38 protein-coding genes, 1 other RNA gene and 1 pseudogene are annotated in these 24,627 nt (G+C 56.9%); 38 read left to right on the top strand and 2 right to left on the bottom strand.

Going from position 1 to position 24,627, the window contains the following annotated elements:
• Positions 1 to 133: 133 nt before the first annotated feature.
• Both HBO12_RS28270 and HBO12_RS00945 read left to right on the top strand, forming a co-directional pair.
• A pseudogene (locus HBO12_RS28270) lies at positions 134 to 226 on the top strand (VOC family protein); the annotation flags it as partial.
• Positions 227 to 547: 321 nt separating this feature from the next.
• Entirely contained in the window at positions 548 to 844 is a 297-nt protein-coding gene (locus tag HBO12_RS00945) for a phage protein Gp27 family protein (RefSeq protein WP_170041159.1), read from the top strand.
• Between the two features lie 130 nt (positions 845 to 974).
• Here the strand turns inward: HBO12_RS00945 and HBO12_RS00940 are convergent, their stop codons facing one another.
• The gene (locus HBO12_RS00940) at positions 975 to 1,694 is read right to left on the bottom strand and encodes a LexA family transcriptional regulator (RefSeq protein ID WP_170041157.1); all 720 of its coding nucleotides are present in this window, start codon (positions 1,692 to 1,694) and stop codon (positions 975 to 977) included.
• Between the two features lie 159 nt (positions 1,695 to 1,853).
• On the opposite strand from HBO12_RS00940, the gene HBO12_RS00935 reads away from it, so the two are divergent.
• From HBO12_RS00935 to HBO12_RS00810, 26 genes are all read left to right on the top strand, one after another.
• Positions 1,854 to 2,189 (top strand): helix-turn-helix domain-containing protein, encoded by a 336-nt coding sequence (locus HBO12_RS00935; protein ID WP_092235966.1) that lies wholly within the window; start codon positions 1,854 to 1,856, stop codon positions 2,187 to 2,189.
• 2 nt (positions 2,190 to 2,191) lie between these two features.
• Positions 2,192 to 2,632, top strand: a complete 441-nt coding sequence (locus HBO12_RS00930; RefSeq protein ID WP_092235964.1) for a hypothetical protein — start codon at positions 2,192 to 2,194, stop codon at positions 2,630 to 2,632.
• Positions 2,625 to 4,676, top strand: a complete 2,052-nt coding sequence (locus tag HBO12_RS00925) for a Mu transposase C-terminal domain-containing protein (RefSeq protein WP_346343178.1) — start codon at positions 2,625 to 2,627, stop codon at positions 4,674 to 4,676. Before HBO12_RS00930 ends, HBO12_RS00925 begins: the two co-directional genes overlap by 8 nt.
• Before the next feature lie 24 nt (positions 4,677 to 4,700).
• Entirely contained in the window at positions 4,701 to 5,423 is a 723-nt protein-coding gene (locus HBO12_RS00920) for an AAA family ATPase (protein ID WP_092235959.1), read from the top strand.
• Positions 5,423 to 6,037: a hypothetical protein gene (locus HBO12_RS00915; RefSeq protein ID WP_092235956.1), complete on the top strand. Its 615-nt coding sequence runs from the start codon at positions 5,423 to 5,425 to the stop codon at positions 6,035 to 6,037. The genes HBO12_RS00920 and HBO12_RS00915 overlap by 1 nt, the downstream gene beginning before the upstream one ends.
• The gene (locus tag HBO12_RS00910) at positions 6,034 to 6,411 is read left to right on the top strand and encodes a hypothetical protein (protein ID WP_170041153.1); all 378 of its coding nucleotides are present in this window, start codon (positions 6,034 to 6,036) and stop codon (positions 6,409 to 6,411) included. The genes HBO12_RS00915 and HBO12_RS00910 overlap by 4 nt, the downstream gene beginning before the upstream one ends.
• Positions 6,395 to 6,718 carry a hypothetical protein gene (locus tag HBO12_RS00905; RefSeq protein ID WP_092235950.1) on the top strand — a complete coding sequence of 108 codons (324 nt, stop codon included), beginning with the start codon at positions 6,395 to 6,397 and terminating at the stop codon, positions 6,716 to 6,718. Before HBO12_RS00910 ends, HBO12_RS00905 begins: the two co-directional genes overlap by 17 nt.
• A gap of 11 nt (positions 6,719 to 6,729) precedes the next feature.
• Positions 6,730 to 7,350 (top strand): DUF3164 family protein, encoded by a 621-nt coding sequence (locus tag HBO12_RS00900; protein WP_170041151.1) that lies wholly within the window; start codon positions 6,730 to 6,732, stop codon positions 7,348 to 7,350.
• A 1-nt stretch (position 7,351) separates the two neighbouring features.
• A complete protein-coding gene (locus tag HBO12_RS00895) occupies positions 7,352 to 7,627 on the top strand; it encodes a hypothetical protein (protein WP_222932581.1) in 276 nt (91 codons plus the stop codon).
• Between the two features lie 13 nt (positions 7,628 to 7,640).
• On the top strand, positions 7,641 to 7,919 hold the full coding sequence (locus HBO12_RS00890) for a host nuclease inhibitor protein (RefSeq protein ID WP_104911944.1): 279 nt from the start codon (positions 7,641 to 7,643) through the stop codon (positions 7,917 to 7,919).
• 22 nt (positions 7,920 to 7,941) lie between these two features.
• A complete protein-coding gene (locus tag HBO12_RS00885) occupies positions 7,942 to 8,163 on the top strand; it encodes a hypothetical protein (protein WP_170041149.1) in 222 nt (73 codons plus the stop codon).
• Positions 8,162 to 8,232, top strand: an RNA gene (locus HBO12_RS00880) — hammerhead ribozyme type II. Before HBO12_RS00885 ends, HBO12_RS00880 begins: the two co-directional genes overlap by 2 nt.
• Positions 8,233 to 8,511 (top strand): hypothetical protein, encoded by a 279-nt coding sequence (locus tag HBO12_RS00875; protein ID WP_104911942.1) that lies wholly within the window; start codon positions 8,233 to 8,235, stop codon positions 8,509 to 8,511.
• Positions 8,508 to 8,924 (top strand): gp16 family protein, encoded by a 417-nt coding sequence (locus tag HBO12_RS00870; RefSeq protein ID WP_170041147.1) that lies wholly within the window; start codon positions 8,508 to 8,510, stop codon positions 8,922 to 8,924. The genes HBO12_RS00875 and HBO12_RS00870 overlap by 4 nt, the downstream gene beginning before the upstream one ends.
• Positions 8,921 to 9,358 (top strand): Mor transcription activator family protein, encoded by a 438-nt coding sequence (locus tag HBO12_RS00865; RefSeq protein WP_170041145.1) that lies wholly within the window; start codon positions 8,921 to 8,923, stop codon positions 9,356 to 9,358. Before HBO12_RS00870 ends, HBO12_RS00865 begins: the two co-directional genes overlap by 4 nt.
• A gap of 22 nt (positions 9,359 to 9,380) precedes the next feature.
• Positions 9,381 to 9,923: a hypothetical protein gene (locus HBO12_RS00860; RefSeq protein ID WP_170041144.1), complete on the top strand. Its 543-nt coding sequence runs from the start codon at positions 9,381 to 9,383 to the stop codon at positions 9,921 to 9,923.
• A 109-nt stretch (positions 9,924 to 10,032) separates the two neighbouring features.
• Positions 10,033 to 10,368: a hypothetical protein gene (locus HBO12_RS00855; RefSeq protein ID WP_170041142.1), complete on the top strand. Its 336-nt coding sequence runs from the start codon at positions 10,033 to 10,035 to the stop codon at positions 10,366 to 10,368.
• Positions 10,365 to 10,658 (top strand): putative holin, encoded by a 294-nt coding sequence (locus HBO12_RS00850; RefSeq protein WP_338110268.1) that lies wholly within the window; start codon positions 10,365 to 10,367, stop codon positions 10,656 to 10,658. Before HBO12_RS00855 ends, HBO12_RS00850 begins: the two co-directional genes overlap by 4 nt.
• Positions 10,659 to 10,660: 2 nt before the next feature.
• A complete protein-coding gene (locus HBO12_RS00845) occupies positions 10,661 to 11,293 on the top strand; it encodes a transglycosylase SLT domain-containing protein (RefSeq protein WP_170041140.1) in 633 nt (210 codons plus the stop codon).
• Positions 11,290 to 11,910 (top strand): DNA-packaging protein, encoded by a 621-nt coding sequence (locus HBO12_RS00840; RefSeq protein ID WP_170041138.1) that lies wholly within the window; start codon positions 11,290 to 11,292, stop codon positions 11,908 to 11,910. The genes HBO12_RS00845 and HBO12_RS00840 overlap by 4 nt, the downstream gene beginning before the upstream one ends.
• Positions 11,897 to 12,115: a TraR/DksA C4-type zinc finger protein gene (locus HBO12_RS28650; RefSeq protein ID WP_092235908.1), complete on the top strand. Its 219-nt coding sequence runs from the start codon at positions 11,897 to 11,899 to the stop codon at positions 12,113 to 12,115. Before HBO12_RS00840 ends, HBO12_RS28650 begins: the two co-directional genes overlap by 14 nt.
• On the top strand, positions 12,115 to 12,426 hold the full coding sequence (locus tag HBO12_RS00830; protein WP_092235906.1) for a hypothetical protein: 312 nt from the start codon (positions 12,115 to 12,117) through the stop codon (positions 12,424 to 12,426). The genes HBO12_RS28650 and HBO12_RS00830 overlap by 1 nt, the downstream gene beginning before the upstream one ends.
• Positions 12,423 to 12,734, top strand: a complete 312-nt coding sequence (locus tag HBO12_RS00825; RefSeq protein ID WP_092235904.1) for a hypothetical protein — start codon at positions 12,423 to 12,425, stop codon at positions 12,732 to 12,734. The genes HBO12_RS00830 and HBO12_RS00825 overlap by 4 nt, the downstream gene beginning before the upstream one ends.
• Entirely contained in the window at positions 12,706 to 13,251 is a 546-nt protein-coding gene (locus HBO12_RS00820) for a DUF3486 family protein (protein ID WP_262376861.1), read from the top strand. Before HBO12_RS00825 ends, HBO12_RS00820 begins: the two co-directional genes overlap by 29 nt.
• Positions 13,248 to 14,801 carry a hypothetical protein gene (locus tag HBO12_RS00815; protein ID WP_170041136.1) on the top strand — a complete coding sequence of 518 codons (1,554 nt, stop codon included), beginning with the start codon at positions 13,248 to 13,250 and terminating at the stop codon, positions 14,799 to 14,801. The genes HBO12_RS00820 and HBO12_RS00815 overlap by 4 nt, the downstream gene beginning before the upstream one ends.
• Positions 14,801 to 16,357 (top strand): DUF935 domain-containing protein, encoded by a 1,557-nt coding sequence (locus tag HBO12_RS00810; RefSeq protein WP_170041134.1) that lies wholly within the window; start codon positions 14,801 to 14,803, stop codon positions 16,355 to 16,357. Before HBO12_RS00815 ends, HBO12_RS00810 begins: the two co-directional genes overlap by 1 nt.
• Here the strand turns inward: HBO12_RS00810 and HBO12_RS00805 are convergent, their stop codons facing one another.
• Entirely contained in the window at positions 16,358 to 16,639 is a 282-nt protein-coding gene (locus HBO12_RS00805) for a hypothetical protein (protein ID WP_170041133.1), read from the bottom strand.
• 57 nt (positions 16,640 to 16,696) lie between these two features.
• Here HBO12_RS00805 and HBO12_RS00800 point away from each other — a divergent pair, with 57 nt between their 5' ends.
• From HBO12_RS00800 to HBO12_RS00755, 10 genes are all read left to right on the top strand, one after another.
• The gene (locus HBO12_RS00800) at positions 16,697 to 17,965 is read left to right on the top strand and encodes a PBECR2 nuclease fold domain-containing protein (protein ID WP_170041131.1); all 1,269 of its coding nucleotides are present in this window, start codon (positions 16,697 to 16,699) and stop codon (positions 17,963 to 17,965) included.
• A gap of 114 nt (positions 17,966 to 18,079) precedes the next feature.
• Positions 18,080 to 18,550, top strand: coding sequence for a phage virion morphogenesis protein (locus HBO12_RS00795; protein ID WP_178123658.1), 471 nt, complete (start codon positions 18,080 to 18,082; stop codon positions 18,548 to 18,550).
• Positions 18,551 to 18,702: 152 nt separating this feature from the next.
• On the top strand, positions 18,703 to 19,806 hold the full coding sequence (locus HBO12_RS00790) for a hypothetical protein (protein WP_170041127.1): 1,104 nt from the start codon (positions 18,703 to 18,705) through the stop codon (positions 19,804 to 19,806).
• A 37-nt stretch (positions 19,807 to 19,843) separates the two neighbouring features.
• Complete coding sequence (locus HBO12_RS00785; protein ID WP_170041126.1) at positions 19,844 to 20,812, top strand: phage protease; 969 nt, start codon at positions 19,844 to 19,846, stop codon at positions 20,810 to 20,812.
• Between the two features lie 26 nt (positions 20,813 to 20,838).
• Positions 20,839 to 21,732 carry a Mu-like prophage major head subunit gpT family protein gene (locus tag HBO12_RS00780; RefSeq protein WP_170041124.1) on the top strand — a complete coding sequence of 298 codons (894 nt, stop codon included), beginning with the start codon at positions 20,839 to 20,841 and terminating at the stop codon, positions 21,730 to 21,732.
• Between the two features lie 9 nt (positions 21,733 to 21,741).
• Positions 21,742 to 22,278 carry an HI1506-related protein gene (locus tag HBO12_RS00775; RefSeq protein ID WP_170041122.1) on the top strand — a complete coding sequence of 179 codons (537 nt, stop codon included), beginning with the start codon at positions 21,742 to 21,744 and terminating at the stop codon, positions 22,276 to 22,278.
• Positions 22,275 to 22,766 carry a phage protein Gp36 family protein gene (locus tag HBO12_RS00770; protein WP_170041120.1) on the top strand — a complete coding sequence of 164 codons (492 nt, stop codon included), beginning with the start codon at positions 22,275 to 22,277 and terminating at the stop codon, positions 22,764 to 22,766. The genes HBO12_RS00775 and HBO12_RS00770 overlap by 4 nt, the downstream gene beginning before the upstream one ends.
• Positions 22,766 to 23,332 carry a phage protein Gp37 gene (locus HBO12_RS00765; RefSeq protein ID WP_170041119.1) on the top strand — a complete coding sequence of 189 codons (567 nt, stop codon included), beginning with the start codon at positions 22,766 to 22,768 and terminating at the stop codon, positions 23,330 to 23,332. The genes HBO12_RS00770 and HBO12_RS00765 overlap by 1 nt, the downstream gene beginning before the upstream one ends.
• Positions 23,332 to 23,523, top strand: coding sequence for a hypothetical protein (locus tag HBO12_RS00760; protein WP_170041117.1), 192 nt, complete (start codon positions 23,332 to 23,334; stop codon positions 23,521 to 23,523). Before HBO12_RS00765 ends, HBO12_RS00760 begins: the two co-directional genes overlap by 1 nt.
• The gene (locus HBO12_RS00755; protein WP_170041115.1) at positions 23,520 to 24,620 is read left to right on the top strand and encodes a phage tail sheath C-terminal domain-containing protein; all 1,101 of its coding nucleotides are present in this window, start codon (positions 23,520 to 23,522) and stop codon (positions 24,618 to 24,620) included. Before HBO12_RS00760 ends, HBO12_RS00755 begins: the two co-directional genes overlap by 4 nt.
• The last annotated feature ends 7 nt before the right edge of the window (positions 24,621 to 24,627 follow it).

Genomic DNA, 24,627 nt, shown 5'->3' with positions numbered 1-24,627 from the left:
CGTGCATGAATCCGTTCGACCAATTGCAGCCAACAACGCATCACGATAATTCCCGCCCATTCTTGCATCATGATCCTCGCCACGTTCCCCTCGTGCCACCGAACTATAGTTGTAGGATCTAACCCATCTTGGAGTGGGCCAGCGCGAATTCATCGGCCAGGATCCTGACGGTTGTCTCGTCAGGTTGGTAGCGCGGTTGGGTGAGAGGCCGACTTACTCAATCTGAATTTGAATCTGAGCCAAGCCGATGTTCAGGTTTTGGGTTCAGCGGACGCAGTTCAACGTCCGCTAATGGCCGTTAGTGAACGCTCAGGCTCCTGAGTCTCGAGCACAATCCCACGCCCAATCGAGCAGAGCCATACCGATAACGGCGTCTTAAATTTCCCGTAAATGTGAGTTAGTGGCAGCTTTGGCACCGAGGGAGGGAAGCGTAGTGGGATGAGTGCGGGCAACATGGGACTTGCCGATACGGGATAATCCCGATTAGAGTGTTGCTCATCCCAATACATGGAATGCCGCTATGCCGCCCAGAGGATTTACCAGTCAATTGTCCGATGAAAACCGTGGAGAGCTTGATAGAAAGCTACGGGCCAGCGGGTACGGTGATTTGATTGAGCTTGCGACCTGGCTGGAGACAACGTTAGGTGTGAAGTCTTCAAAGTCAGCTCTAGGCCGCTATGCGCTTGATCTTAAGACCAAGGATCGTGCCACATCAATGATCGCTAGAGATATGCGTGACGACCTTACTAACCGTGAAGCAGTAGATCTGATGGTCGAGTTGGGAGCATTACGAGTAAAGGAGCATCGAATACTCAAAAGACTTGAAGAAATTGGCTTCATGTGACGGGATGATCCCGAGTCGGCAGATAGCCTATCGTTTCAAACCAGTGCCAAAGAGCCGAAAACTATTAAACAGTCAGATTTAGACAAAGAGCCCGTATTTAGCGGGCTCTTTGGCATAGATAGAGCATTGTCTAAATCCAGCCACCAGCCCAAACCACACGGCCAATTATTTCCAGGTCTCCCAAGCGCTCCTTGGGGACAACCATTGGCTGGTATTCCTTGTTCTGACTGATGATGCTAACCGAGCCGTCAAACTGCCGTTGCAGGCGCTTTGCATAGAGGTGGTCATCAAGACGAATCACGTATACCGCCTCACCCTCAAGCGAATTGCGGCCATGGTCAATCATGACGGTGTCACCATCGCTTAACAGCCCTTCCATTGAATCACCATCCACACGGATAGCTGACAGCTTAGATGGCTCAAGGCCCTTCTTACGCAGTGAGTACGTCGTGAAAGCCAGGTGTGTGAGTACCTTAGTCCCCTCGGTCCAAGAGCCATGGCCCGCACTACAGCGGGCGTCGTAAAGCGGTACGTGAGAATAGACACCCTCGGTATCTACCACGGCCTCCTTTTTGGCCGCCCCCACAAACATCTCCCCCTTGCCCGTAGCAATCCAGTCTAGAGAGACGCCCTTGGCGGTAGCCAGTAACGCTACGGAGTCAAACGCGGGCATGCCTTCGCCTGCGATCCAGCGCTGTAGTGAGGACAGCGCTGCATCGGCTGTCAGCGCAGCCTGTTTTCGAGACTCGTAAAGGTCGGCAACAGCCGCAATTCGAGTTTCCAATCCCGAATATGGAAAAGAAACATCTTTTCCAGCGAGTTTCTTTTGTTTCTTTTCGTCGTAAGGCATTGAATCCTATGCTCTAAATCTATTTTTCGGGATCGGAAACCGAAAAAGGGAATAGAAACTCTCGAAAACAGTTTACCGAATCCCGTTTTCGAGATATGTTTATCCGCAACAGGACGTTAGACGTCCCAAAAAAACCACCCGTGAAGATGGTTCAAAACTATGAGCGATATCGTCATGCCCACCGACCCTGCCAGCAGATGGGAGTGGATCAAATATCAACTTCGTGTTCGTGGCACGTCCATGGCTGAGCTTGCGCGCCAGCTAGACGTAACCGACCGCGCAATCCGCAACGCCAAAAACACCCCATACCCGCGCATTGAACGCTCACTTGCCATCGTCCTGAGCCTAGAGCCTGCGGACATTTGGCCGGAGCGCTGGAACGCTGATGGCACTCCGCACCGGCAGCGACCTAGCCGTGCAGAAGTAAACACTTCCTACAGCAAGGATACCGGACTACAGCCGGTTGGACACTGTAAAGCGGCAAGGAGTGCCTGAACATGCGTAACCAAAAAGACGACAGAACCTTAGACATCTTCTCTGTTCCGCAGCCTGTGCTTTCTATACCAGGTCTTGGCAACTACGGCGCCCAGGTCAGCGAGCTTGTGAGCGAAGTCCTCAAAGAGTCTGATCTAGACCGCTATGAGATTGCGGCTCGCATGTCCCGCCTCTCTGGCGACGACGTAAGTAAGAATATGTTAGACGCTTGGTCGAGTCCTGCCCGTACAGATCACAACCTTCCTCTATATAGAGCAGCGTTGCTGGAAGAAGTTTGTGCAAGCCATGTCCTGACTAATTGGCAGGTACACCTGCGCGGTGGCCGTGTTGCATACGGACGCGAGGCTTTGGACGCGGAAATCGGACGGCTATCGCGCGTGGCGCACGATGCAACGCGAAAAGTCCGTGACCTGAAAAAAATGCTCGGTGACGACCATGCGTAGCTGGTACTCGCCCCAAGAGCTGGCTGGGCTGCCCAGCATGCCAGGCACGGTGCAGGGTATCCGTAAGCTTGCCTTGCGTGAGTGTTGGGAAGGTCAGCGACGTCTTGGCAGCAAGGCCACTGAATATGCATTTGCTGTCTTGCCGAAGGAAACCCAAGCTGCGCTCATAACAGCGGCTGTCGTCAGTAATACACCTGAGCCAGTAGTTGATTCACACATAGTAATAGCCGGGCGTGACTCAGAAAAAGCGTCACGCTTGAACGATTCACAGTCTTCCGTAATGACTGCGCGCCTTGCGTTCGTGCGTGAAATCGAACGCATGAGCAAGGTAGTCAGCCAAAACCGCGCCATCTTTACCCTGGTTGGATTGGCGAAAACCGGCGACCTCAGTCCGTATCTGAATGACCGAGTAATCCGCGCCAACGACCGCAAGACCGAAGACCGCACCCTGTCTGAGCGCACCCTCAAGCGTTGGCTGGCGGACTACCGTGCCCACGGCGAAATAGGCCTAGCTCCGGCCCGTCGTCAAAAAGACATGAGCGTCCCGACCTGGGCGCAAGCATTCCTCAAGCACTACCAGCGCCCGCAGAAACCGAGCGTTGAAGCTGCGTATGAGCAGTTCAAGCAGTTGCACCAGGACATCAATGCCAGCGTTTGCCCCAGCATTCACGCGGTACGCCGCTGGCTGAAAAAACTCAGCCCGTCGGTGCGTGAGCAGGGGCGCATGGGGCCACACGAACTGAACGCCTTAAAAGCCTATAACCGCCGTCAGGCCGACATGCTCTGGCCGAATGACGTGTGGGTGGCCGACGGCCATACCTTTGACGCCGAAGTGATCAATCCATTAACGGGGCAGATTTTCCGCCCGGAAATCACCATGGTCATTGATTGGGGCACCCGCCGTATCGTCGGTTTCTCCGTCAACCTGGCCGAGTCGACCCTAGCCACATTGGACACCTTACGTGACGGCGTAAGTCGTTGCGGCATGTACAAGGTGTTTTACGTGGACAACGGCAGCGGCTTTGACAACGCCGTTGTTTATGAGGTCAACGACCGCCTGGGCGGCACTATCACGCACTCGCTGCCCTACAACTCTCAGGCTCGCGGCGTAATTGAGCGCCCCCATAAAACCATCCTGGTTCGGCTCGCCAAGACGTTCGACAGTTACATCGGCGCCGACATGGATAAAGAGGCCGCTACCAAGACCCACAAGCTGTCCCGTAAACAGCTCGCCCTGGGTATCGCGCCGACAGTTGTGCCTGAATTTTCGGTGTTCTTCGCGGCACTGCAACAAGCGCTCGATGACTACAACCGCCGCCCACATCGTGGCCTTCCGAAGTTTCGCGACTTTGCCACCATGCGCAAGCGCCACCAAAGCCCAATGGAGTCTTGGAAATCGGCCGAGGCCGAGGGCTGGGAACCATTGTTGGCTGACAGCAACATCGTCGAAAGCCTGACCCGGCCGCAGGTCGAGCGCACCGTCCACCGTTGCCAGGTGCAATGGAACAGCGGCACCTACTTTCTTAAAGACCTGGACGGTTTCCACGGGGAACAGGTCCGCGTGGCCTATGACTTCCGTGACGCCAGCCGTGTTTGGGTCCACTCCCTGGAGGGCGATCTGATCGGCGAGGCGATGCTCGACGGCAACGCCAGCCCTGCCATGCCGAAAACAATGTTGGAAAAAGCCAGCGAGAAGCGCGAGCGCGGCCAGTTGTCCCGCTTGGTCAAAAAAGCCAAAACCATTACCGGGCAAGACGTGGAAATGCGCGTCATTGCTTCGCAGTCGAGCCAGTACGACCTGTCGCCTGAACAGCTCGCCGAGGCCCAGCGCTTCGCCCAATTGGCTGCACCGCAGACCTCGACTTTCGAATTGCCAGCCGATCCAACCGCCCGATACCGCCTCTGGCTCCTGATCGATGGCCGCATCACTAGCGGCGAATCGCCGACGGCCGAGGAAATGCAGTGGCATGCCCGCTACCCGCAACACCCGGACTTCAAATCCATTCAGCAAATGTTCGCGTTCGCCGACCAGGCCCGCGCTTAAACCAAGACCTTTAGGAGTCGAATTATGAGTGTTACCAAGATTGTTCCCCTAACCAATGTCGGCCTCTTGTCCGCCGCCATCGCCCGTGCCCATGCACGCCCTGCGGGGTTGCCTGGGCTAGTGGTGATGTATGGCGCGAGCGGGCTAGGTAAAAGCGTTGGTGCGGCCTTCGCCGCCAACCAGCACCGCGCCTATTACGTCGAGTGTCGCGACACCTGGAGTAAAAAAGCCTTTCTGCAAGCCATCCTGCGCGAGATGGGTATCGCACCTGGTCTGACTCTGTCGGTGATGGTTGATCAGGTCGCCGAGCAACTGTCCCGCAGTGGTCGCCCCCTGCTAATAGACGACGTGCAATACCTGCTGGAAAAGGCCGTCGCCAACGTGTTGACCGACATCTATAACGCCAGTCAGGGCACCATTGTGCTGATCGGGGAAGAACGTGTGCCGGGTAGCCTGGCCAAACTGGAGCGCCTGCATAACCGGGTGTTGGAGTGGGTGCCCGCTCAACCCGCGACCCTCGACGATCTGCGCGCCCTGGCCCAGGCCAGCTATCCGAAACTGAGTTTTGCCGATGACCTGCTGGAAGATCTGCGCGTCAAGGTGCGCGGCTGCCTGCGTCGTGTCGCTGTCAATCTCTACAAGGTTTATAGCGAAACCCAAGCCATGTGCATCGACAGCATCGACCTCGCTGGCTGGGGCTCACGTGGCTGGTTTACCGGCGAGGCTCCTGTACGGAGGGGTGCGTGATGGCTGGCGGTCGTGGTCGTAAATCCATTGACCTGGAAATGCGCGGCAGCAAAAGCAATCGCCAGCGCATCTGGGAAGCCATCCGTGCAGGCCGTGACGGCTTCAAAATTGCCGAAATTACCCAGCGTTCCAAAACAGACCGAACTGTCGTCAATACCTACGTGCAGTCGCTGATACGTGGTGACTTTGTCGAGGTAGTTTCCGGTGAGCTGTTTAAAGCGCAAACACTGCGGTTGATCAAGGACGTAGGTGCTGAAGCCCCTTCCCTCACCAAGGAAGGCAAACCAAGCAATTCGGGCAAAGGCACCGAAGCAATGTGGCGCACGCTGCGCATTCTTGGGGAACTGGACGCCAACGAGTTAGCGGCCCAGGCCTCAACCGTAACGCCGACAACTGTCTCAACCGCTGGCTCTTATCTGGTTTGGCTCAAGCGTGCGGGCTATGTGATTGAGGTTCAGCCCGGCAGCCAGAAACAAAAGGCTCGCTATCGCTTGGCCCCTGGCAAATACACCGGACCCCGTCCGCCGATGATTCAGAAAATCGGCCAGGTGTTTGACCCGAACCTGGGCAAGGTCGTGTTCCGTCAGCCTGCACCTGCGGAGGCTGACCTATGAACGTCAACCTGTCCGCTTGGGGTAGCGACGCGCCGCTGTTCGTTCGTCTGCTCGCCGCCGAAGTCGCCGCCACAAACAAAACCAAGGCCAGCCAGCGCATTGGTATGAGCCGCACGGCCGTCAGCCTGATTCTATCCAACCGCTACGCATCCCCCAGCACTGCGGGCGTGGAGCGGCGTGTGATGGAAACCCTGGGCCGTATTGAATGCGTCGCTCTGGACGAGACCATCACCTCTGACCAGTGCCAAAGCTACCGCGAAAAACCGGCACCGACTCACAACCCCCAGGCGATGCAGCACTGGCGCGCCTGCCAACACTGCCCAATCAACCCCGACTGCTGCAACCAGGAGAACGCCCATGCTCGCCTCCACTAACCGTACGCCATTGAAAGTTCTGACCCCGACCCTGGCAGACCGTCTGCGGGTGTTTAACGCCGCCGCCCGCAATTTGCAGGCGCATGGCATCCGCGTGCAGGCGTTTCACCCTGCAAACAATCTCCTGGTGATCACTCCCGAATCAGGTCAGCGCCTGATCAACCTCGGCCATACCGACGGCTACCAACGCCACGGCACGGCCGGCAGCACTCGTTACAACGTGCAGTTTCAGGGCGTGACCCTGGAATGGCGCGAACCCATTAGCGCCGCCCGTCCTGCTGACTGGTCGCGCCCGACTCTCCACTGAGGAACCTTGCAATGACACAACAACAAACCATTCCCGAAGGCTACCGGGTTGACGCTCAAAAGCGGCTGATTCCCGAAATTCTGATCAAACCTATCGACCTGGAACGTGACGCCCTGGTTCTCGCACTGGTTGAAAAAGCCCGAGCAGCCAGCGCCGTACTGTCGAAGTTCAAAGCGGCGGCATTTGGCGATATCGAAGCCTTCGTCGAGTTGAGCGCCGAGCAGTACGGGGCTCAGATCGGCGGTAAGAAGGGCAATGTCAGCCTGATTAGTTTTGATGGTCGCTACAAGATCATGCGCGCCGTCCAGGAAAGCATCGCCTTCGACGAACGCCTCCAGGCAGCGCGGGCATTGATTGATGAATGCCTACGCGACTGGACCACCGGGGCACGTCCCGAAGTGGTCACGCTGGTCAATGACGCGTTTCGTACCGACCAAAAAGGCGACATCCGCACAGCCCGCGTCCTGGCATTGCGCCGTATGGAAATCACCGATGAACGCTGGCAGCGCGCCATGCAGGCTATTGGCGATGCCTGCCAGGTGGTTGGTTCCAAGTCCTACATCCGTGTGTATCAGCGTGTTGGTGACACCGACCAATACGAACCAATCAGCCTTGATATCGCGGGGGTTTGATATGGCCGTTCGTACCAGCAAACCGCAACAAATGGCCGTAGTCACCCTGGGTTATCGGGACTACCTATTACCCCAAGCATCTGCCCTCAAGGTGCTTGATTTGATGAGCCAGGCGCTGGAAGTCGACTCAGACTTTTCAAGCCGCAAGCAGCGTTATCGGGTTGGTGAAGCGCCAGAGGTCTCGCTTGTCGTGGTCAAAAGCGACCAGTTGGACTTGCCTAAATCTGAGTTGGCGCCTGCATCGAGCAGAGCGCGCAAACCGCTTTTGTTGAATTAGAGGGGACATTGAAATGAAAAAAACTATCACCGCCTATTGCTTCGCATCCGGCCATATCGACTTTGGAGTCAGTGTTCCTGAGGGAGCCATTGCTCTCGCTGTGGGCGAAGAAAAGATTGTGCGCGACATCGTTACCGTAAGCGCTCGACTGTCTCGGCTAGACAACGAAACGATCTTTGTTCCCGGTGTGCCAGAGGCTGCGAACCAGCGCGAAGGCATCACGGCTGTAGCGCGATTTATCCAGTGGCTTGGCAAAAGCAATCAACCCGGCTTTCGCGCCCTGGGCGTCTAAGTCATTAGTCATAGGAGTTGTTATGGCCAAGATCACTATCACCCTGGAAGACCGTCACGAAAGCAACGGAAAACCTTCCGTCACCGTTGACATGACAGGCGTACCCGCCAGCCCCCTGGGCGCCCCTCGGCAGACGGAGGCAACACGCCTGTCCAACAAACTTTTCGACCTGATCGCCAGCGAAAAGATGTTGGGGGCTATTCCTGCCTGCCGCTGGCAACCCACCACCATGACCCTTCAATAAGTGAAACCGCCCCGGCTTGCTGGGGTGGTCTGCCGGACGTGGTTGTCCGGTACTGATGAGCAGCCACCCATGACAGACGAATCACCCGCACAGCGCAAAACCCGCCTGGCTCGCGAGCGTAAACGCGCCCAGCGCAAGCGCGATAAAGACAAGCGCCTGGCTATGGGCGCTAGCAAACTCAAGATGGAAATCTATAGCGGCACCAGGAGCGAAGTGGAACAGATCCGCAGCGCCGGGGCGTTCGATGAAACAGAACATGCGCTCACCATGGCTATTCATGGTGTGGCCGCACTGTCCCGAAACGACCCGGCCGCGTTCCAGGCCCTGATCAAAGGAGGAAGACAATGAGCACGCGAAACCTGCAACTGAGCAAAATCCATATCGCCAAAAAAGATCTGGGACTGGATGACGAAACCTACCGCGCCTTACTGGTCCGTGTGGCTGGTGTGCGTTCGGCCAAAGACCTGACTCCACGCCAGACCGGCGCAGTACTAGCCGAGTTCGCCCGGTTGGGCTGGGCGTCAGCACCGGCTAAAAAGCATGGCCGCAAAACGCCGAAACCTGCGCCAGACCGGGAGAAGCTGGTGGGTAAAATTAAGGCCTTTCTCGCCGAGGCGAAACGCTCCTGGGCGTATGCCGATGGTATGGCCTTGCGCATGTTCAAGGTTGAGCGCGTTGAATGGCTCGACCCTGGACAACTGCAAAAACTGGTTGCGGCATTGACCTACGATGCCCGCCGACATGGGAGGCCTGAGCGATGAACGAAGAGCTATTCCCCGACGACAGGGATAAACTCGACCCTGATAAGGTTCTAGCTCACATGGAGTCACCTACCGTCCTTGCACGCTGGGAGGGCACACTGGGAGAGATGGTCAGGGTTGCAGAAGTCGAGCTGCGTAAGGCGCTTAATAACCCGGACGGCGCCCCTGAATTGGCCCGCCGCGTGGTCTATTCGATCTGTGAACACCAGGGCGGTACAGTGATGTATCTGCCACGGGGCACAATCCTAAAGCGAGCCATGCGCGACGCGGCGATCTATCAGGATTGGCGAGACAGAGGGGTCAAACCCGCCGATATGGTCAGCAAGTACGACCTGTCGAGCCAAACGATTTATGACATCATTGCCCGTCAACGGGCGCTCCACCGTAAGAGCGAGCCCGACTTATTCGGCTTTGATGATGGGACAGTTCATTAGAGTTGCTCAAAGGAGAGTGGGTATGAAATTAGCGAATGGTTTAATCAGTTTGTTTCTCTGCTTGGCTGTTTCTTTATCTGCCCACGCAGCCATCGACAGCCCCAAACACGCCTTCAAAAAATCATATGACCAGATGCTGGAAGAGCTTCCAAATGTCCGCAGTCAATTAACTGAAACTGACACAGACGGACTGAAGCGCTGGGGAGGAACAGTTCCCGTAGGTAGCGCCGCATCAATTGTGCAAATAAGTGGCAAAGGGAAAGACGCCATTACTGGCCTAACAGTGATGCTTCTTTCAAATGATTCAACCTCTGTGAGCGACTATCGAAATGCAGAAGCCCTCAGAGACGTACTTTTCCAGAGTCTTGTTGGTCGGGGCGCTGCTTTCGACCTGGTGAACGATTTTTTTGTGCAGGAGCTAGACCGTCAGCAGCCAATTATCAGAGCTGGCGGAAAGCCTAAAGCTGGTATTAAGAAGATTGGTAAGGGTACATCGCAAGTTAGCCTTGAACTTGTGAGCACGCCCAAGGGCATGATGGCAATCTATTCAATGAAGTTACTGTAAACCCAAGCCCCGCCATCGAGCGGGGCTAAACCTTAAACCCCCCTGAAATTACAACTTCTCCCCCCGTGCGCGAACCTACACCCGTTCATTCAAACGGCAGGTTCGCACTATGCATTCCGCTCCCCCCAAAGTCACCCGGCCCCAACGGCCGCGCCAGTTCGCCCAACTTATTCAAGCCGCAGGTGATGACGCTGCGCGTGCGGTGCTGTGGGCCAAGGTTCCGGCCGACTGGCGGGAGTTGGTGCAGTCGCATATCTCACAAGCCGAAGCCCGCACCGAGCAACACGTCCGCGAACAGGAAAAGTTACGCCCCCCTGTAAGAACCATCACACCAACCTTTGCCGAATACCAAGCCCCCACCTACGTGCGCGGCAATGCCTCTGTGGCCGCTCAACAACTGGCCGCACTGCGTGCCACCATGCATTCACCGCGAGTATCCCAATGACTAGCACCGTATCGAAACGGAAACCCCGCACGCCTCGCATGACCTTTTGGGCGTTGATCACCATCGCCTTGCTGTTCTGTCTGGCAATTGTCGCCCCAACCAAATTGCCCGTTGTCCTCTATAAATGTGGCCTGGTCACACTGGGTTGTGTGTTGGGCTATTGGCTCGACCGGGCTCTGTTCCCCTATGCACGACCAGATACGGTCCCCGCTTGCGACCGCCCCATGGCGGGCATCCGCCGCGCCCTGGTCGTACTGGGCTGCGTCCTTGGCCTGACGCTGGGGCTTTAACGATGCGACAACATCTACTCAACCTTGCGGCGGCTTGCCTGGTATTGCTCGTAGTTGTGAGCGCTTGCTCAACAGCCAGAGCCGAAATCCCAGACCAGGCCGAACGCTACCGCCGCGACCTAACCCGTATTGCCCAAGCCGAATGGGGCTTGGACGCCCCGGTGTCCACCTTCGCCGCCCAGATCCACCAGGAAAGCCGCTGGAAGTTCGACGCCAGGTCGCCCGTCGGTGCGCAAGGCTTGGGCCAAGTGATGCCCTCGACCGCCATCTGGCTCGCCGGGCTGTTCCCCAAAGCCCTTGGCAAGGTCGAGCCGTATAACCCGGTTTGGTCCATGCAAGCGCTGGTCAGCTATGACCGTTGGCTGGCGAACCGCATCCAGGCGCGTGGCCCCTGCGAGCAAGGGGCGCTGATCCTTTCTGCCTACAACGGCGGCTTGGGCTGGGTCATCAAAGATCGCAAGTTGGCATCGGCTAAAGGGGCCGATCCGCTGACCTGGTTCAACTCTGTCGAGCGGTTCAACAACGGCCGCTCGGCCGCTGCATTCAAGGAAAACCGCCAATACCCACGTCTGATCCTCCTGCGCTGGGAAGCCCTGTATGTCGCTGATGGCTGGGGCCAGGGGGTCTGCCAATGAAAAGCCTGTTTGACCTGGTCAAGCCGCTGCTCTGGTACGTGGCTGTTATCGGCGTCGTGGTGTACGGCTTTCACTTGAACCGCCAGGACGGCTACGACGAAGGCTACAGCCTGGCTAAGTCCGAAGGGGAAACCGCTGTAGAGGTTCTGCGTAAAGAACACGCCGTGGAAAAGCAGCTCGCCGCCGATGCAGATCTGGCGCGGCTACGCATCGAGCAAGGCAAAAATAATCAACTGGTTAGCCAGCTTGCAGACACCAAAGAAACCCTGCGTCAGACCACTGACCGACTCACAGGAGATGTTGCCCGTGTTACCAAACTCTATCGCCGCGCCTTGGATGCGAAGCCTGAGCCACTGCCTGTTGCTGTGTTCACTACTGGCTTTGTCCGCGTGTGGAACGCCGCAAACGGTATTACCCCCAGTTCCGCAATGCCAACCCCGAACGGCTCCGGCCGAACTCCTGCGCCAGCCAGCGGAACCGGAAACGCTGACGACCTCGACTCAGGCGTTACCCAGGAACAACTCCTGACCAACCAGGTACGCAATGGCGAGCTGTATGGAATTTGCCGGGCGCAGCTCAAAGACCTGATCAATTGGACCCGCAATGAAAGCAAGTGACTACGCCAGCGTCCTGGAAGCCCTGCACAACGAAAGCGCTTTAGCGACTCATTTGGCACAGCAAGAAATTTTGATCGGCCCCTCGGCCGAGTTCTGCCAGGTGGCTGATTGCGACATGCCGATACCCGAAGAACGGCGCCAAGCCATCCCCGGTGTGCAGCGTTGCGCGCAGTGCCAAACCCGTCGCGAAAGGAGCAAGCACTAATGGCGACACTCGAAATGCCGGTGTGGCAAATGATCAGTATCGCCGTGACCATCCTCGGCGCATTTGTCGGCGTTATGAAAATGCTCCTGGTGCAAATGGAACGGCGCCTGGATCAACGCTTTGCCGTGGTGGACAAGGACAGTGAGCGCCTGCGCGAGATGGAGATCGGCATGGAGCGCCTGCGTGGCGAGATGCCTTTGCACTACGTCCGCCGAGAAGACTGGGCACGCAATCAATCCATTATCGAAGCCAAGCTCGACGGCCTGGCACTCAAGTTAGAAAACGTTCAGCTCAAAGGACTACGCCCATGAACATTGATCCAGCCAAGGCCCGCCGGGAATCCCTGCGTTGGTACATCATCCTTACCCTCAACACGTCGCGTCCTGTTGACCCCCACGAAGCGGTGGTGCTGTCGACCATCCAGGGCATCTTCCCCGATGCCACCAGCCTGGAGCTACGGCGCGAACTGGACTACCTGGCCGACCGCAGCCTGACAACCCTGAAGAAACAGTCTAGCGGTGCGTGGATCTGCGGATTGACCCACTACGGTGTCGACGTGGCCGAGTACACCATCGACTGCAATCCTGGTATTGCCCGCCCAGAAAAATACTGGAGCTGACGCCATGCCCCCGCGTAGCAAAGTCGCCAGTCTGCCCAAGTCAGTTAAAAACTGGCTCGACAAAGCCTTGGCCGAAAACAACTTCAGCGATTACGAAGCCCTGGCTAACGAGCTGTCGACCCAGGGTTTTTCAATCAGCAAGTCTGCGCTGCATCGTTATGGTCAGGACTTCGAGTCCAAACTCTCGGCCTTGAAAATGGCAAGCGAACAGGCTCGCGCCGTGGTGGCCGCTGCGCCGGATGAAGAAGGCGCGGTCAACGAAGCGTTGATGCGCCTGGTCCAGGAGCACCTATTCAAATTGCTGATGACTGATGGTGATCAGATGGACTTGCCGAAGGTAGCCAAAGCTGTGGCCGAGCTGGGCAAGGCTTCGGTGGTGCAGAAGAAATGGCAAGCCGAGTGGCGGGAGAAGGTCGAAACAGCAGCGGCTCGCGTTGATAAAATTGCCAAGAAAGGTGGAATGACTCAGGCAACGGCCGACGAAATCCGCCGCGAGATTCTGGGGATGGCATCGTGAGCCTCCCCCTTATCCTGGACAGCACCGCCACCTTGCTCGCACCGGCCGTGCTACTCGACTATCAGAAGGAATGGATCGGTATCCGCGCCCCGCTCAAGGTGGGCGAGAAGTCCCGGCGTATTGGCCTCACCTGGGCCGAAGCAGCAGATAACGTCCTGGTGGCAGCCTCAGAAAAATCGGCGGGCGGCCAGACGGTCTACTACCTGGGCTACAACCAGGACATGACAGTCGAATATATCCAGGCCTGCGCCATGTGGGCGCGGGCCTACAACTACGCGGCCGAGCAAATAGAAGAAGGCATTTGGCCCGATAGCGACCCCGACAAACACATCAAGACCTACACCATCGCGTTTCCCAGCGGCCACCGCATCGTGGCGCTGACCAGCCGACCATCCAACCTGCGCGGCCGCCAGGGTGTTGTGGTGATCGACGAAGCTGCATTCCATGCGGACTTGGCCGAGTTGCTGAAAGCGGCCATGGCTCTTCTGATTTGGGGTGGTGAAGTCCATGTGATCAGCACCCACGATGGAACCGAAAATCCCTTTAATGACCTGGTCAACGAGATTCGGGCAGGCAAGCGCAATGGCGAAGTGTTCCGCTGCACGTTCGGTGAAGCGGTAGCTGACGGGCTGTACAAACGTGTCTGCTTGCGTAAGGGAATTGAGTACAGGCTTGAGGACGAACTCGCCTGGGTGAAGGATGTATACGGATTCTACGGCGATGCAGCCGACGAGGAACTGGACTGTGTTCCATCCCAGGGCGGCGGTGCCTTTCTCAGTATGGCCCTGGTCGAACAGCGCAGTAACCGTGACGTACCGGTATTGCGTCTGGCCTACCCGCAGGGTTACGAAACCATCGCCGAACACCTGCGCCTGGCCGAGTCCCTGGAATGGTGCGAAGAGCATTTACTCCCGCTTCTGTCGGCCATTCCACTGGACGTGCAAAGTTTCTACGGTATGGACTTTGGTCGTACTGGCGACCTCTCTGTCATCTGGCCGCTGCTCAAGGAACAGAATCTACGCAAGCGCACGCCCTTTGTGGTCGAGCTGCGCAATGTCCCGTTCAAGCAACAAGAGCAGATCAAGTTCTACATCCTTCGGCGCTTGCCCAACCTTCTTAAAGGTGCTGATGACGCAAGGGGCAATGGCTCGCAATTGTCGGAAGCCACCGCCATCGAGTTCGGCTTTAACCGTATTGAACGGGTGATGCTCACCGAAGGTTGGTATCGGGACAACATGCCGCCGTTCAAGGCTGCCCTTGAAGACGACACCTTCTATGACATCCCGGCCGACAAGGACGTGGTAAGCGACGTGCGCGCCTTTCGCATGGTCAAGGGCGTGGCCCGTATTCCAGAAAAGCGCACCAACGAGAAAGGCGAAAAGTCCGGCCCCAAGCGCCATGGCGACGCGGGTATCGCTGCTGTGTTGGCCGACTACGCCTCTCGCCAGGAAGTCGAGATCATCGAATATCACCGAGTCCTGCCCGCGTCCCAGCATGATCGCGAGATCCAGATCGGCGCCGGCTGGCGCTCCACTAAAGGCATTTGGTAATGGCTCAATCCAAAATCGTGGACCAATACGGTCGCCCGATCCAATACGACAAGCTCACCGAAGAACTGGCCGCAGCCCGCACCACCGGCATTCGTCAAGTTTGGCACCAGTCGGTAGCCAGCGGTCTGACGCCTGGTCGTCTTGCCGCCATCCTGCAAGCCGCCGCCGAAGGGTCGGCCCATGACTACCTGACCCTTGCCGAGGAGATGGAAGAACGGGATCTGCATTACGCCTCGGTGTTAGGCACACGTAAGTTGGCGGTGTCTGGCCTTGCTATCCGGGTAGAAGCTGCCAGCGACGACGCCGAGGACGTACGGCGCGCCGACCAACTCAAGGAAATTGTGGAGTCTCCAGAGTTCGGGGAACTGCAAGCCGACCTCACCGATGCCATGGGCAAGGGCTATGCCGTCTCCGAAATCATGTGGGACCGCAGCGGCAAGACCTGGAACCCATCCCGCTTTGAGCCACGGGACCAGCGGTTTTTCCAGTTCGACCGCGACACCGGCCGGGAGCTGCGGCTCCTGGATGAAACCGACATGGTCGATGGCATTCCTTTAGCCCCGTATAAGTTCATCGTTCATCTGCCGCGCATCCGTTCGGGCTTGCCGATCCGGGGAGGTCTGGCGCGTTTGGCAGCCGTTGGCTACATGTGCAAAGCCTGGACCTGGAAGGACTGGATGGGTTTCGCGGATATCTTCGGTATGCCTATGCGTGTGGGCCGCTATGGTCCAGGCGCAAGCAAGGACGATATCAATACCCTAATGTCGGCGGTAGCCAACCTGGGCAGCGATGCAGCGGCGGTGATCCCGGACAGCATGCGTATCGACTTCACCCAGGCGGCGAACGTGACCGGCGCAGGTGACTTCTTTAAAGGCCTGGCCGAGTGGTGGGACAAGCAGATCAGCAAAGCGGTAGTCGGTCAGACTATGTCTACCGATGATGGCTCTAGCCAGGCCCAGGCCACGATCCACAACGAAGTGCGCCTGGATCTGTTGCAAGCTGATGCCAAGGCCGAATCGAACACGTTGAACCGGTACTTTGTGCGGCCCTGGTGCGATTTGAACTTTACACCTGGTCGGCCATATCCGCGGTTGATCATCGACGTACCGAAGCCCGAGAACACCAAAATTCTGATCGAGGCGCTCAAGGAGCTGGTGCCGCTGGGGTTGAAGGTCGAGCAGTCGGTTATCCGCGACAAGCTCAATATCCCGGCTCCAGCCGCAGGTGCCGAGCTGCTCGGTACCCCCGCACCAGTTACTGCACCAGCACTGGCACAGGCGACCAACAGCGAGCAACGGTCAGCGAAACCAGTGGTAATACCTGACATCGTAGATAACCAGGTGCGGACTATGGAGCGGACGGTGGGAGTGTTCCTGGATGACATGGTCGAGCAGATCAAAGAGCTGCTCGACTCTGTCCATAGCTTAGAAGAGTTTCGGGATCGGTTGATTGAAACCTATCCAGCGATGACCACCAGCCAGTTGGCGGACGCTATTGCTGATGGCCTCACCGCCGCCAGCTTGGCTGGGCGCGATGATATTTTGCGCGGACTCTAGTTAAACGTTTTGCAACTTGAACTTAGCGTCCAGTTCCGAATAGAGCTGTTCCGCCCGATTCATAAATGAATTCAACTCTTCGGTGGTTTTCCTTTTGTCCTCGTCGTATTGCTCGTATGCCTCAAAGCAAGCGCCCTGTGTAGAACCGGTCAGTAGAAGGCTTTGGATGATTGAATCTTTGTGCTTTCGCAGTAACCCCCATGCGGCTATAGCCAAAGAATGGCTCAGCTTGGCTTGCTCCCATTGGTCTTTGGCAGTTTTAACTTCTTCTTTGGTGATCACATGAACTTCCTTGCTTGGGTGAGCCGCCATCATATCCTGTTAGCAGAGGTTTGAGACATGGCCGCTTCCCAGGGTTCACTCCCCTTCAAAGAACAGATCGACTATTTCAATGGCAAGACCAATCTACCGACGCGTTCCTGGACGGATGTATACGGCTCTGAACATGACTATGCCTTTGTCATCGCGGGGGCTGTTAAACGGGATCTACTTGCAGATCTACGCGGTGCGGTAGAGAAATCCATTGCAAGTGGCACCACCCTGGAACAGTTCCGAAAGGACTTTGATCTGGTCGTGAACAAAAATGGCTGGCAGTACAAAGGCGGCCGTGGATGGCGGACTAATGTCATCTGGGAAACCAACTTGCGGCAGTCCTATAACGCCGGGCGCGAAGCGCAGATGGCTGACCCTGAACTGCGCAAGCGTCGTCCATATGCAGTTTATCGCCACGGTGACAGCGCTCACCCTCGGCCGATGCACTTGTCCTGGAACGGTATTACCTTGCCGCTCGATGACCCATGGTGGGCAACCCATACCCCGCAAAATGGTTGGGGCTGCAAGTGCAAAAAGTTCATGGTCTCAGCCAGAGACGTAGAGCGGATGGGGCTTACAGTTGGCTCGGCGCCCGCCATCGAGTGGGAAGACAGGGTCATTGGCAAGAACAGCCCTGAAGGACCGCGAACTGTTCGTGTGCCAAAGGGAATTGACCCAGGCTTCGAATATGCACCTGGTCAGTCGAAACTTTCCGGCGCGGTCCCTCCTTTGCGGGCGCATGATCCACTGCCTGAAATTGAGGGCAAGCCCGCCAGCGCTCACGCGGCAGGCCTGCCTAATCGCCGCGCCAGCGATGCACTGCCAGCACCGCGTTCCGTTCCTGCCAGTCAGTTGCTGCCATCGGGTTTGACCGACGATGTATACGTGGATCGCTTCCTGGCCGAGTTCGGTGCCAAACAAAGCGCGCCAGCTTTGTTCAAGGATGTGACCGGTGACTCTGTGGTGATTGGTCGCGATATGTTCACAGTCAAGCGCACAGGTGCCTTGAAGGTACAAAAGCGTGGCCGCGAGCGCACGCTACTCCTTGTTGCTCAGGCGTTGCGTGAGCCTGATGAAATTTGGGTTCGCTTGGAATGGCTCTATGCACAGCAAAAAGCGGTAGTTCGCCGCCGTTACCTTGCGCGCTTTGAAGTCGAGGGCAGCCCAGCACCTGCGCTGGCTGTGTTTGAAGTAGGCGATGATGGCTGGGATGGTGTAACGGGCTTTGTTGCTGACAGCGAAGACTACCTGGATGACCTGCGCCTCGGCGTTAGGTTGTATCGCCGCCCCCAATAAAAAGCCCCGACGCTGTCACGCCGGGGCCGCCCCGGATGTAGGCATGGAGGCCCTGACAGGGGCTGCTCATCCGATGGGATGTACTGATAGTAGGAGAGAACCGTGGCAGGTGCAATGCTCGATGTCACCTTAGATACCAGCCAGGTCGGCAAGGCACTGGACGACTTGGCCGACCGCTTGGGCGACCTGACAACCCCGCTCAATGACATAGGTGAATACCTTCAGATATCCACCGATGAGAGGTTTAGACAAAAGGTGGCCCCGGATGGCTCGCCCTGGGCGCCACTCTCGCCCGTCACTCTCGCCAGAAAGAAAGGCCCCGGAATTCTGCGAGAGAAAGGCACGCTCCAGGACACGCTGCGCAAACAAGTCACCAGCACGGAGCTGGCCTTCGGTACAGACCGCCCCTATGGCGCGGTCCACCAGTTTGGACAGAAGAAAGGAGCGTCAGGGAAGACAGGTAAAGGCCGGTCTATTCCCTGGGGTGATATCCCTGCACGCGAGTATCTGGGTCTTTCGGCTGACGACGAATCAGAGGTGCTACATATCATTCAGCAATACCTTATGGAACCGGTAACTGGATGACTCCGCAGAATCTCACAGGTGAGGCGATAGGCTTCTAAGGGTGCATCCGCCGCTTGTCGGGTCACAAGATAGCGTTAGACCCGCGTTAGATCGCCTCTGAGTGATAATCTGGGCGCATCCCGCCCATGAACCATTATCGCAAAGGACTGAATGTGGACAGAATCACTAAAGGCATTGGAGGCATCTCAAAAAGCCAAGCGACTTCCTCAGTATTAAAAATTGCGGATATTGCAATCTCAGCGGGGATAGGCGCAGCTGGAGCCGTCCTTCCAGGAGCTGCGTATGAGTTTTCAAAGCTCAGCCTAGGAAAGCTTCGAGGTTACATACATGCGCGGGATGACAGACGTATTTATGAGTTTCATAAGAAACTTCTCTGTCGCGACGATATGGTAGATGAGGAACTTCTAGCTGGAGAGATTGAGGAAGCCAATTATCATGCGCTTCTCAATGCTTGCTTGGCTGATATCGAGGACGAGAAAACCACAGCGTACGCGAACCTAACAAGGGCGATAGCGTCAAAAAAAGTCAGTACTGAGCTAAGAAGATATTTCACTCTAGCGCTAAAAGACTTAGCTTGGGAGGATTTGGATCTTCTTAAGCGGCTCTATGTGATAAATAACAACCCGATCATTGCAAGCGCTGGCAACGGGACTTTAAGCTCCGAGGACTATTTATTAAAGTACTCTGAAGGAAGTGCGCACCGTCTTTCTGTGACCACTCTTTTAGCTAAAGGCTTTGTAACTGAAAAAGAAATCAGCGGTGTAGGTTCTATATTTGTTAAGGCTTGTTCGTCGGATGATGATCTCACGCCAGGGGTGTACGGTTACAGAACATGGAGTGGACATGTGTGCGACACATATTTTCTCGATCAGAGTGGTCACGCCTATAGCGTGCTTGAGTTGATCCAAAAACAATTGCATGCCAAATTAATTAAGTGTGGTGCAGCCCCCGGTGAAGGCGTGTTGACTCGTGGTGATAAAAACATGTACTCAACATGCGCGGTTGTTTTGTATAGGAATGGAAAAGTCTTAGATTCGCCCAAGCTCGAAAATTTGAAGCATCAGCTAGGCAATAAGCCCGTTGTGCAAGTAATAATGGATGATGACAACCTCGGTGTTGTAGAGACCTTACTGCCGGGGGAATCGGTGGTGATAAATAGCGCCGATGCACTCGGAGGAGTACTAGAAGCGATCGGCAAACTGATAGCTGAAGTCAACGCGCGACACCAAGCTAGAGAAAACCTTAAACCTTCCTGAAATATCCCCTATCTAAGATGCCGCCAACAATGGCGGCATGAAAACTCAACTCGCCCTCAACACCGACCTTTCCGCCACCGTCTCTGACGGCAAGGCCCCGGAGTGGGTCGAGCTAATCCCTCCAGGTCCCAACGTCACCGGCCGCGATGGTCGGCAATGGCTGTTCGACGAACAAGCCGGGATATTGGTGCAATCCAGTTTCCACGGTCGTGCTATCGACCTGCCCATTGACTGGGAACACGCCACCCAGCACCGCGCGAGCAAGGGCGAATCCGCGCCAGCGGCTGGCTGGATCAAGCAATTGGAGCTGCGTAACGGCGCCCTGTGGGGCCTGGTTGACTGGACTCCTCGGGCCTCCGAGCAGGTTATCAATCGAGAATACCGCTTCCTTTCTCCTGTCTTCGACTTCGACCCAGATACCACCCGTATTGCTCGCCTGGTCAGCGCGGGCCTGACGAATAAACCCAACTTCCTGCTGACCGCCCTCAATCAAGAAAACACGGAGGTCACGCCTGTGACGCTTTCACCTGCGCTTCTGACTGCACTCGGCCTGCCTGCAACGGCGACCGAAGAACAGGCCCTTGCGGCCACGGCTCAACTCAAAGCAACCGCGCAAGCGACGAACACCGAAAAACCCAACCTTGAGCAGTTCATGCCACGGGCGGACTACGACGGCGTTTTGCTACGAGCCACCAATGCCGAGCAAGCCTTGGCCGATCAGAAGAAAACCGCACACAACAAGCAAGTTGATGCGCTGATCACCTCGGCCACCCAGGCCGGGAAAATAACCCCGGCTACGGCCGACTATCACCGCGCCGCTTGCCAGGACGAAACCGGTTTGGCGCGTTTTAAGGCATTCGTCGACGCGGCGCCGGTCGTTGCTGCCCCCTCCAACCTGGACGAGCGCAAGCACGATAAAACCACCACTGCGCTCAACTCCGAAGAGCAACACGTCGCCAAGCTGCTGGACATGAGCGAAGCGGACTTCATCAAGGGCAAGGCGTAACGCCCTCTATATAAAGGAAGCGATTCATGATCATTACTTCTGGCACCTTGGCCGCGTTGTTCACCGCGTACCGGGCCGAGTTTCAAAATGCCCAGGCAGCCACGCCGACCGATTGGGCGCGCATTGCCACGACCGTGCCGTCGACGTCGGCCAGCAACACCTATGGTTGGTTGGGGCAGTTCCCGAACTTTCGCGAGTGGATCGGCGACCGTGTTCTCAAAAACATGGCGGCGCACAGCTATTCGATCACCAACAAGAAGTATGAGTCGTCCGTGGGCGTGCCGCGTGACGCCATCGAAGATGACCAGATCGGCGTCTATAAGCCGTTGTTTGCCGAGATGGGCCGGGCGTCTACTGCGCACCCGGACGAGTTGGTGTTCAGTCTGTTGAAAGCTGGCTTGACCACCCTGTGCTATGACGGCCAGAACTTCTTCGACACCGATCACCCGGTCTACCCGAATACTGACGGCACCGGCACTGCAATCTCCGTCAGCAACTACCAGGACGGTGAAGGCCCAGCCTGGTATCTGCTCGATGTCAGCCGGGCGATCAAGCCCATCATCTTCCAACTGCGTCGTAAGTACGACCTCAAAGCCATGACCAGCATGGACGACGAAAATGTCTTCATGCGCGATGAATACCGCTATGGCGTCGATGCTCGTGCGAACGTCGGTTTCGGTTTCTGGCAGTTCGCGTTCTGCTCAAAAGCACCCCTCAACGCAGAGAGCTACGCCGCAGCGCGTGCAGCGATGAAGGGTTTCCATGCTGACGGTGGTCGCCCACTCGGCGTAAACCCCGGTCTGTTGGTGGTGCCGTCTCCGCTGGAAGGCGCTGCGCGCAAGCTCCTGGTGAAGGATGCCAACAGCGGAAACGAATGGGCAGGCACCGCCGAAATCCTGGCGCCGAGCTGGCTGGGATAAGGGGGCGTTATGACTATCGTTATCACCTCAAAGCGCGACGGTTTTCGCCGTTGCGGCATCGCGCACTCTAGCCAGCCAACCCCATACCCGGACGACTTCTTCACGGAAGAACAATTAAAGGCTCTCAGCAAAGAGCCTCAATTGGTCCTCGCTTATGTAGAGGATGAATCCGACCAGGTACAGGACCGCCGCGATGAAAGCCTCCAGGAAGCCGACCTACAGAAAACGTCCAACGCCGCCCAAAACGCTCAGTCGCAGGCGACTGAAGCAAACGCTACAGCTCTGGGTGATGCAGTGGTTCTATCCGGCAGCGCGCCCGTTATCGGAGGTCGGCTTGTATTCAACGGTCCGGCACCAGGGGCAACTTCCCCTGTGATCGAGCAGGACATAGAGACACTGAACGCGGCCGACATCGAACTCGATGCTCTCTGGGAAGAGGCCAACCTGGAAGAGCTGGCGCGTGAAGCGGCCAAGGCAGAGGCCGCAAAACCTCCAGCGAAAACCCGAAAATCCAAAAACACAGAGGCCGAGGACAAAGGTAAATGAACCTCTCGCTACCGTCCGCCAGCCAACTCATCGTCCGATTTGGCGCCAGTGATATCGCAGAGGTCGCGACCCCGGATACAGATCGCGTAATCGCCTCTGATTTGTTGGTAGCGGCGGCGGCTGGTCAGCCCCTGGACGAATGGCCGTCCGAGGACGTAGCTACTGCTGTTGCGACGTTAGCAAGGATCGCCGACGCCGTCACACGGGCGCGTAGCGAAGTGTCGTTTTACCTACGGTTCCGTGCGTCTGGAGAGGATGCCCCTGCATGGGTCACGGATGACCTGGCCGAGATCGCCCGCTATCACCTGTACGACGACGCAGGCAAGGAAGAGTCGACCGTGCGGGTGCTTTACAAGGACGTGATCAAGCGCCTGGAGACCCTTGCCAGGGAAGACAAGGAACGTGGGGCTTCGGATGGTGGGCAGTCTGGTTTCCAGATCAGCCACCAGCCTCGGCTGATGACTCGCAGGACTTTGAGGGACTTGTGATGCTGGGCGATCTGGAAGACTTGATCGAAGGCCGACTCAATGAGTTGAGCAAAAACCTGCCTCGCTTGCGCGTGGCGAGCTACGGCGGCGAATTGGGCGACCCTGATCTGTTGCCTGAATTGCTCAAGCGTTGTCCCTCGATTTTGCTGATGGTACCCAAGGCCATGATCAGGCCCAAAGCTCAGGGTCGCTACAGCATAAGTATCACTTTTCGCCTGGTGATTGCGGCTCGCCATCCTCGCGGGGAGAAGGAAACGCGGCGCGGCACAACTGACAAGGATGTTGGCACCTACGCGCTGTGGGAAGCCTGCATGCACCAACTGGTTGATTGGCAACCTTGGAAGGGCCGCGCAGCCATCAAACCGATGGAGCTTTCCAACCTGGTCAACGGCAAGTTTGCCAGTGACCACCTTTCTGTCCTGGGCCAGTCATTCAACATCGAATTGGACTGGGAAAAACCAAAAGAGGCCCTGCCCGATTTCCTGGGCGTTGATCTGAACTACCACACCCCATCGGACAACCCCAACCCGGTGGCCACCGACAACATCGAACTGAGGGACGTGTGATGCGCGTTAAAGCTGCACCTGGTCATCGGGTGCCCTTGGAAGACGATCCGTACAAGTACATCGAAACCGCCAAGGCTGTTGATGTCCCGGATACCTCCTACTACCGGCGCCGGTTGGCAGCGTGCGAATTGATGCTCGCCGACAAACTGGGTGCTGGTGCCAAACAACCTGCAAAGGAATCCGCTGAATGAGCATCGAATTTGAAACAATCCCGGCGTCGATTCGCAAGCCGGGCGTTTACATGGAGTTCAACCTCCGCCTGGCTGTACGCAACCTGCCGACTAACAAACAGAACGTGTGCCTAATCGTGCCGCTTGGCGATGGGGCGACAGTTGAGGCAAATGTCCCGAGGCCGTTCTACAGCTCGCCAGAGGCCAAAGACTTGTTCGGTGGAACTGTGGCCGAAGAAATGGCCGAAGCCTTTATCAGAGCCTACCGTTACGCCTCTATCTCCGCCGTGGGTGTGGTAGTTGAAGGTGACGCCGAGCCCGATATCAAGGCGGCGCTGGACGCTACGGCCATGGGGGGCTTTACCATTCTGGTTCCTGCTTGGTACAGCCAGACTGCGCTCACTGCATTGCGAACGCATATTCAGACCTGGACCAGCTCGATGGAGCAGCAAGGCATCATTGGTGTGGCAGCCAATACCGTCAGTTTGTCCGCAGCCACTACGTTGGCTACGTCCTTGAACTCTGGCGCTATCAGCCTGGCGTCGTTGCCTGGCACGGAATCGACTGCCCGTCAGGTCGCCGCAGCATACGCTGCTGTGATCGCCTCCGAGGAAGATCCTGCGCGGCCACTAAATACCCTGGAGGTTGCAGGAATTAAAGTTCCGCCTATGGGTAAACGACTTGGCCGCGCTGAGCAGGAAACCGCCTTAGCTAACGGTGTGACTCCACTTGAAGTTGGCCCTGGTGAGATTATCCAGATCGTCCGTGCAGTGACCACTTACACCAAGTCTGCGGCGGGAGCCACAGATGTGTCGCTGTTGGATCTGACAACCATCCGTACCCTGTATTACATCCGTATGGCGTGCCGTGATCGCATCCGCTTGCGCTTCCCGCGCTCAAAGTTGTCGAAAAAGACCCCGGCAGCAGTGCGCGGCGAGCTGCTGGACGTGCTGCTAAAGGCGCAGGAGCTGGAGATCGTCGAAGAAGTCGAGGCCAATGCGGCCGGGCTGGTGGTCGAGCGATCTTCCCAGGACGTAAACCGCCTTAACTGCACCATTCCTGTCGACGTCGTCAACGGCCTGCATGTATTCGCCGGTCGCATCGACCTGCTCCTGTAAGAGGTGA

The sequence above is a fragment of the Pseudomonas sp. WS 5059 genome (assembly GCF_012985525.1).
Taxonomy (GTDB): domain Bacteria; phylum Pseudomonadota; class Gammaproteobacteria; order Pseudomonadales; family Pseudomonadaceae; genus Aquipseudomonas.
The sequence above is the reverse complement of the archived record's forward strand: the minus strand, read 5'-3'. Positions and strand labels throughout refer to the sequence as shown.